Origin of the sequence: Streptococcus hyointestinalis, assembly GCF_041225505.1 — a bacterium.
Taxonomy (GTDB): Bacteria; Bacillota; Bacilli; order Lactobacillales; family Streptococcaceae; genus Streptococcus; species Streptococcus hyointestinalis_B.
The window spans coordinates 1-7,801 of sequence record NZ_JBCLSK010000056.1 but is presented as its reverse complement, the minus strand read 5'-3'; the positions used below and the strand labels follow the sequence as shown (position 1 = coordinate 7,801).

Here is a 7,801-nt window from a genome sequence, read left to right as displayed (position 1 = left end):
ACAGGCTTACAATTGAGAATAGAGCAAATCGTACTAGCCTATAATTTGAGATATTTTGAAATCAACTAGCACCACGGATAAAGAGAATAAAATGAACGTTTATAAAGAGTATTTATCTAAAAAAATTTTAGAGACTGTAAATATCGAAATTGAAACAGGTACGGATTTTGATGTCACTGTTAATTTTTGCCGTGATGAATATAATTTTTATCTAACTTTATCTCGTGAAGGAGAAGAACTAGAGTTTGATTTCATTGATGATAGGTTGAATTTGATTATTTATCACTGTTGCCATGATAAACTGTATTATAGTATTACAGAAATGAATGAGATTTTAAATTTCAAATATGCAATTGATATGTTAGTGGAGTTATTCGTAGCCAATAAATGGTATACGTTTGTACCAGATTTAACTACTCATAATCTCTGGGAATTGGTTGAACAGTATAAAACAGGTGAATTAAGAGATTATGAATAGGAAAAAATAACTTTTTGTTATCTCCCTATTAAAAGGTACAGAAAAGCAGGCCTAAGCCTGCTCTATTTTTTGATCTGTTTCTACCACATTTTATGATTTTAAATAAGTAGAGGAAATACAAAGGAGAATTAAATTGATGAGTTCAGTAAGTAAATTGCACCTTTCATGGGTGCAATTTATTTTAATAATACTGCACTTCGACTCCATCCATAATATTTATTAAAGTATTATCGCCAATTTTTAAAGAAATCAAATCATTAAATGACGATACCTGATATTCCTTATCTCCAATAACCAATACAATATCATGAATAGAATTAATGAAAATCCCACAAGCTTGACCATTATAATCAAAAGAGGCATCCCAACCATTATCGTATAACGCTTGTAAATCATCTAATATCGCCATATAAAAATCCTTTCTCATAGTGTTTCTGCAGGTGAAAGCGTCTATATTGTTCTAAACCCTATTAGATTTTTTTAATTGAGACAATCTCACTTTCAAAGAGAGAAATCTCAGTTGGTTCATCAAGGTTAGGATTGTCAATGAGGATAGTGATTTCATCTTGTTCGTCATTGTCCATTTCATCAACGAAATCTGTGACAAGTCCATTTATGACTTGACCATCACTATTTACTACCTGAACTTTTGAGTGTAAGTAGTTCCAAAGCTGCTTACTCATTTACGGTCTCCTTTCCCATAGTGTTTTTGCAGGTGAAAGCGCCTAGATTAAACTAAACGCTATGGTTTACTAACTGTTTTGCTTTGTTGTAGTATGGTTCAAGAAACCTCCTACACAATTCTCTATCCTCTGTATCTTCTTCAACATAAAAATAATACATTGGTTCATCATTGATAAGATCAAAAAGGGGTTCATTCTCTGCTATCAATCCGTCAGCAAAAGCCTCATCTTCGCCTAATTTAGCAGTGAGGTCAAGAAAAAAGCCATAGTAATCATCAACATCACCATCTACTCCTCTTTTTAGCATGTCTAATACTTGTTGACTGTATTTCATAACACTAGACCTCTTTTCTTGAGTTCAGCCATGATAGCCTCTTCATCTTCTTTTGAAAACGTGGTAAACCTCAAATGTGATAGCTCTTCATCTGTCATCTCAGATAGGTTAAACTTTGGAGAACTCAACCCCATTGAATCAATTTGAGAAAAAGCCTCTGATAAATTCATGTTACACCTCTTTGATACTAAGAATTTCCTCCTCAAAATACTCATAAAGAGTACCATCAACATCCAAGCCGATTGAGTCATTCTCCTCATCATTGTCATCTTTGTTACAGTATTCTTGGACAAAGCCTGAAATGGTTGAGCCGTCTTTAAGCACAAGTTTCACGTTTTGTCTTAAAAAAGTCCATAATTTCACAACTTGCCTCCATACGTTGGGACAATATGTGCCCCTGTCTTTCTATAATGTATCCTAAGGCTATCAGTTTCAAGTCTCCTATACCATTCATTAGTACCTCTGATGTGATTAGCTTGTTTTTGCTTATTGTTTTATCTTAATTTTACCATAACTCTTGTAACTTACCAAAACCTCACCATTTTATAGCTCTAAAAAGTACGATACCTTGCTAAAATCTTACTATTTTTAAATATGTAATCTTAGGGTTTTAACATAGATAAATCAATCTGCATTAAATACACCTGCTAAGTGTTCCGTAGCCTTTTGCCTAATTAGATATACAATTGTTCTTGATTTTCCTATCTCATCTACAATTTAATCAACTACAACATATTAGATTAAAACATATTACAAAAAAATCGCTCACTGAGACGAAAACAATAGAATGAAATAAACACACTGGGACGAGTATCTCAGTGTGTTTTTGTGGTAAAATATAATAGATTAATAAATGAAAAATACGTATTTTTAGAAATTCCATTAAAAACAAGAAAGGTTGCTTTATGGCAATAGATATTAGTGAAGAACAGTTGGCTCTGGAGTCGGCTGATTTATTAAAAATTCTTTTAAAAGATCGAACTACCAAGAAAAATATTGTTTGGGCGACACATTCTTATGAATTGTTGGGAAAGGGATTTGCTCCAAGTGATCGCATCACTCCAAGTAGGGTGACGGGAGTCTATGCAAACTTGATTCAACCCCGATCAGAAAAGTCTAAGTATGAGCAAAAAGACCGAACCAAGATTAGAGCCGAAGTTTTTACGCCAACTTGGTTGGTTGAAAAGCAAAATGGCTACGTGGAAGCTGAACTTGAAGCTCTAAATCTTGAAGACTATATCCAAGTGCGCTGGCTAGAGATTACCTGTGGTGAAGCACCTTATATGGTAACGCGTTATGATACAGTGACTGGTGAGGAAATTCCATTATCTGAGCGAGTTGGTTTTGTTGATAGAAAATTGCAGCGCATTAGTCGTGAGGTCTCAGATGAAGCTACCTTCTATGAACTTGTAAAAGAAGCCTATCGTGCTTCCTATGGTTATGAGTATCAAGGAGATTCTTTGCTTTTGGCTCGTGAAAATCTTTTAGCGACCTTCGAGGACTACTATCTTTCAAAGACTGGAAATCAACCGACCTTAGAGCAAAAGAAAGAAATTGCGACTATTATATCCTATAATGTCTTTCAGATGGATGGATTGAAAAAAATCAGTCCTTACTCAGCTAAACAAGAGCAATCTCAACAGCTAAGTTTGTTTTCAGATGAGCTAGAAGTCCAAGAAGTAGAAGAATCTAAAACCCAAATCAAAGACTGGAAAAAAAACAAGATGATAGGTTTTGAGCGCCTATCTAGTGAGGAAAGTGAAATGAAATTTGACGTCGTGATAGGAAATCCGCCGTATCAAGAAACAGGCGAAGCTAGAGATGAACCAATTTATCACTTTTTTATTGATGAAGCAATTAAAATCGCAGATAAATCGATACTTATCACCCCAGCAAGGTTTTTATTTAAAGCTGGTCAAACTCCTAAAAATTGGATGGAAAAGATGCTTGAAGACAAGCATTTAAAAGTTCAATTCTATGAACCTAAAAGCGGTAAAGTATTTACAGGAACAGATATTAAGGGTGGAGTAGCAATAACTTATCGTGATGCTGATAAAGATTTGGGACCAATCGGAGTATTTACTATTTTTGAAGCTTTAAATAGTATTGTAAAAAAAATCGAAAAACATCCAGACTTTAAAACTTTTTCTGATTTAGTTTATCCTCAAGGTATTTATAGATTTTCAAATCAACTTTTTTCTGATTATCCAAATGCTGAAAAGCTGCAAGGAAAAGGGACAAAAAATAAAATTGTTTCGAAATCACTAACTCAGTTAGATTTTGTTTTCAAAAACAAAGAAGAAAAAGACCATGTTGCTCTACTTGGAAGAATTGGCTCCGAACGTGTTTATCGATATATTAATAAAAAATATTTAGATTTACCGGAAACATTCGAAAATTATAATGTTTTTGTACCAGAAGCTAATGGAAGTGGTGCCTTAGGTGAGGTCTTATCAACACCCCTAATCGGGGAACCCCTAATCGGGCATACAGATACTTTTTTATCTATTGGTAATTTTAAAACAAAATTTGAAGCCGATGCTTGTATTAAATTTATTAAAACTAAATTCGCTAGAGTATTATTAGGTGTTTTGAAAGTTACTCAGCATAACTCTCGAAAAACTTGGTATTACGTTCCACTCCAAGACTTTACGGTCAATTCGGACATTGATTGGACACAATCAGTGGCTGATATTGACCGGCAGCTCTATCAAAAATATAACCTTTCTCCTGAAGAGATTGCCTTTATCGAGACTCATGTAAGGGAGATGGATTGATGGTAGAAATTAAAACTTCTAAAGAGATTCATCCTAAAATCTATGCCTACATCACCCCTACGGTAACAAGTAATGAGGGCTGGATTAAGATTGGTTATACGGAGCGTGATGTCACGCAACGGATTAAAGAACAAACGCATACTGCTCATATAGATACAGATGTCTTATGGACTGGGGATGCAGCCTATACGGAAGAACCTGATAAGGGAAAAACTTTTAAGGACCATGATTTCCACCATTTCCTTTCTTTCCATGATGTGGAACGTCGTCCTAAGACGGAATGGTTTTACTTTAATGGGACACCTGAGAAATCTAAAAATCTTTTTGATAAGTTTGTTCAGCATGATTTGTCAGGGTATCAGCCTGGCCAAGGACAGGACTATACTCTGCGACAAGAGCAAGAAGAAGCAGTTTCTAAGACCTTAGCTTATTTCAAGAATCATCCAGGAGGCAAGTTCCTCTGGAATGCCAAGCCACGTTTTGGTAAAACCTTATCTACCTATGACCTAGCTCGTCGAATGGATGCTGTCAATGTCCTGATTGTAACAAACAGACCCGCCATTGCCAACTCATGGTATGATGATTTTGAAAAATTCATAGCAGGTCAAACGTCTTACAAGTTTGTTTCAGAATCAGACAGCCTTAAAAATCGTCCAACCTTGTCACGAAAAGAATTTGTTAGCATTCTAGATGACGATGTAAGACAACTTGCTTTTATCAGTCTCCAAGACTTGAAAGGATCTGCTTATCTAGGTGGAGAGCACAATAAACTCAAATGGGTAACTGACCTACATTGGGATTTGTTGGTTATCGATGAAGCTCACGAAGGAGTTGATACCTTCAAGACAGACCAAGCTTTTAATAAGATCCGTCGAAACTTTACCTTGCATCTATCAGGAACTCCATTTAAGGCATTAGCCAAGGGAGAATTTACCGAGGAGCAGATCTACAACTGGTCTTATGCGGATGAACAGTCTGCCAAATCCATATGGTCTCCTGAACAAGAAGAGGAAAATCCATATGAGAGCTTGCCTCAGTTAAATCTCTTTACCTATCAAATGTCTCAGATGATTGGTGAGGAATTAGAAAAAGGTGCTCAACTAGATGGCGAAAATATCGACTATGCTTTTGACCTGAGTGAATTTTTCGCAACAGATGATAAAGGGAAATTTATCCATGAGCAAGATGTCAGAAATTGGTTAGATACTCTATCAAGCAATGAAAAATATCCATTTTCAACTAAAGAACTTCGGAACGAACTCAAGCATACTTTTTGGCTGTTAGAACGTGTAGCCTCAGCTAAAGCCTTAAAAGCACTTCTAGAAGAACATCCTATCTATGAAAACTATGAGATTGTGTTAGCTGCTGGTGACGGGCGTATGTCCGAGGATGACGATAAAGTCAAACTCAAATCCTTGGACTTGGTTAGAAAAGCGATAGCAGAGAATGACAAAACCATTACCCTCTCCGTCGGTCAGTTGACGACAGGTGTGACGATTCCTGAATGGACAGGCGTATTGATGTTATCAAACTTGAAATCACCTGCCCTTTATATGCAAGCTGCCTTCCGTGCTCAAAATCCATACTCATGGACCGATAACAAAGGAAATCACTTCCGCAAGGAAAGAGCCTATGTATTTGACTTTGCGCCAGAAAGAACCCTGATTCTCTTTGATGAGTTTGCGAACAACTTATCACTTGCAACTGCAGGAGGTGCTGGAACTTCCGCAACTCGCGAAGAAAACATTAGAGAACTCTTAAACTTCTTCCCTGTGATAGCAGAAGATCGTGCAGGTAAGATGGTTGAAATTGATGCTAAGGCAGTTCTAACCATACCGCGTCAGATAAAAGCTAGAGAAGTCCTCAAACGAGGCTTTATGTCCAATCTCTTATTTGATAATATCAGTGGCATTTTCCAAGCTAGTCAAACAGTTCTAGACATTTTAAATGAACTTCCAGTAGAAAAGGAAGGGAAGTTACAAACACCTTCTGATCTACTAGACTTTTCAGATGTTACAGTAGATGATGAGGGTAATGCAGTGGTTGACCATGAAATCGTGGTAAATCAACAAACGCGACTTTTTGGTGAAAAAATTTATGGACTTGGACAGTCTGTTACAGATTTGGTCACTAAGGATGAGGTCAAAACTCAAAAACAACTAGTCAATGATTTGAGTGAGACAGTATCTACGGTAATTGTAGAAGAATTGAAAGCTGGATATGATCTGAAAACTCGGGAAACAGACCAGATCAAGAAACAAATTGCAGTAACATTTGAGAATGAAGTTCGAAAAAATGAGATAGAACGTAAAATTTCTGAAGCTCATATCAAGGAAGAACTGCAACAACAGTTCAAGGAAGCAAATGATAAGGAGCAGAAAAATAAGATTCAAGAAGATCTTGAAAAACGAATAGAAGAAAATAATCTCATCCACAAAGAAAAACTAGAACAAACACTCAAAAAAGAAGTGGAAATAATGCCTGAGAAGTTTATCGAACAAGTTGAGATAAAACGTGTGGAACAGTTGAAACAATCAGCTCAGGATGAGATTCGGGACCATCTTCGAGGATTTGCACGAACAATCCCTAGTTTTATCATGGCCTATGGTGATCAATCTCTAACACTTGATAATTTTGACACCTTTGTTCCTGAGCATGTCTTCTTTGAAGTGACTGGTATTACGATTGACCAATTTCGTTATTTGAGAGATGGTGGACAAGATTTTGCAGGACATCTCTTTGATCGAGCAACATTTGATGAAGCCATTCAAGAATTTCTTCGCAAGAAAGAGGAGTTGGCAGATTATTTTAAAGATCAAAAGGAAGATATCTTTGACTATATTCCACCACAGAAAACCAATCAGATTTTCACTCCTAAACGAGTAGTGAAAAGAATGGTAGATGATCTTGAGAAAGAAAACCCAGGAATCTTTGATGACCCATCAAAAACATTTATTGATTTGTACATGAAGTCAGGGCTCTATATTGCTGAACTCGTTAAACGACTATATAATAGCGAAGGTTTGAAAGATTCATTTCCAAATTCTGAAGAACGCTTAAAACATATCTTAGAAAATCAAGTTTATGGATTTGCGCCTTCAGAAATTATCCATAACATTTCCACTAATTTTATCTTTGGAAATCTCTCACAAGACATTAGTAGAAAGAATTTTGTTTTAGAAGATACCATTCCAGCTGCCAAAGAAGGTAGGATTCAGGAATTGGTGGATAAATATTTTGGGTAGGGTAGTTGTTGATTGTAATTGAAGCATACGAAATTTTACAAAGGTTTTTCGTATTTAAAACATGAAGTGAATAGAAAAAGAGGTCAAGTTAAATCTTGATCTCTTTTGATTATAGAGTATATTATTGTTGTTTAGGTAGAATAAAACAGAAGCAGAAAATATAAATACACCCGTTGTGCTAGTTAATTGTAGAAATAATAAAAAACTTTGCGTATCATAAACTCAAAACCATCACGAATTGAGGACATGATATGCAAAGCCAATTACATTATCTCGCTAATCCT

9 protein-coding genes are annotated in these 7,801 nt (G+C 35.8%); 3 read left to right on the top strand and 6 right to left on the bottom strand.

The features are described from left to right. Positions 1–91: 91 nt before the first annotated feature. The gene (locus AALA56_RS09450; protein WP_369909796.1) at positions 92–478 is read left to right on the top strand and encodes a hypothetical protein; all 387 of its coding nucleotides are present in this window, start codon (positions 92–94) and stop codon (positions 476–478) included. Positions 479–659: 181 nt separating this feature from the next. Here the strand turns inward: AALA56_RS09450 and AALA56_RS09445 are convergent, their stop codons facing one another. The 6 genes from AALA56_RS09445 to AALA56_RS09420 all read right to left on the bottom strand — a co-directional run bounded on the left by AALA56_RS09445 (position 660) and on the right by AALA56_RS09420 (position 1,962). After that, positions 660–887 carry a 16S rRNA processing protein RimM gene (locus AALA56_RS09445; RefSeq protein WP_369909795.1) on the bottom strand — a complete coding sequence of 76 codons (228 nt, stop codon included), beginning with the start codon at positions 885–887 and terminating at the stop codon, positions 660–662. Positions 888–948: 61 nt separating this feature from the next. Next, positions 949–1,161 (bottom strand): hypothetical protein, encoded by a 213-nt coding sequence (locus tag AALA56_RS09440; RefSeq protein ID WP_369909794.1) that lies wholly within the window; start codon positions 1,159–1,161, stop codon positions 949–951. Positions 1,162–1,213: 52 nt separating this feature from the next. Beyond that, positions 1,214–1,495, bottom strand: coding sequence for a hypothetical protein (locus AALA56_RS09435; RefSeq protein WP_369909793.1), 282 nt, complete (start codon positions 1,493–1,495; stop codon positions 1,214–1,216). Continuing rightward, positions 1,492–1,665 carry a hypothetical protein gene (locus AALA56_RS09430; RefSeq protein WP_369909792.1) on the bottom strand — a complete coding sequence of 58 codons (174 nt, stop codon included), beginning with the start codon at positions 1,663–1,665 and terminating at the stop codon, positions 1,492–1,494. Before AALA56_RS09430 ends, AALA56_RS09435 begins: the two co-directional genes overlap by 4 nt. Before the next feature lies 1 nt (position 1,666). Continuing rightward, complete coding sequence (locus AALA56_RS09425) at positions 1,667–1,858, bottom strand: hypothetical protein (RefSeq protein WP_369909791.1); 192 nt, start codon at positions 1,856–1,858, stop codon at positions 1,667–1,669. Beyond that, positions 1,855–1,962, bottom strand: a complete 108-nt coding sequence (locus tag AALA56_RS09420) for a polymorphic toxin type 50 domain-containing protein (protein WP_369909797.1) — start codon at positions 1,960–1,962, stop codon at positions 1,855–1,857. The genes AALA56_RS09425 and AALA56_RS09420 overlap by 4 nt, the downstream gene beginning before the upstream one ends. Before the next feature lie 438 nt (positions 1,963–2,400). Here AALA56_RS09420 and AALA56_RS09415 point away from each other — a divergent pair, with 438 nt between their 5' ends. Then, positions 2,401–4,272, top strand: coding sequence for an Eco57I restriction-modification methylase domain-containing protein (locus AALA56_RS09415; RefSeq protein WP_369909790.1), 1,872 nt, complete (start codon positions 2,401–2,403; stop codon positions 4,270–4,272). Continuing rightward, entirely contained in the window at positions 4,269–7,517 is a 3,249-nt protein-coding gene (locus AALA56_RS09410; RefSeq protein ID WP_369909788.1) for a DEAD/DEAH box helicase family protein, read from the top strand. The genes AALA56_RS09415 and AALA56_RS09410 overlap by 4 nt, the downstream gene beginning before the upstream one ends. The last annotated feature ends 284 nt before the right edge of the window (positions 7,518–7,801 follow it).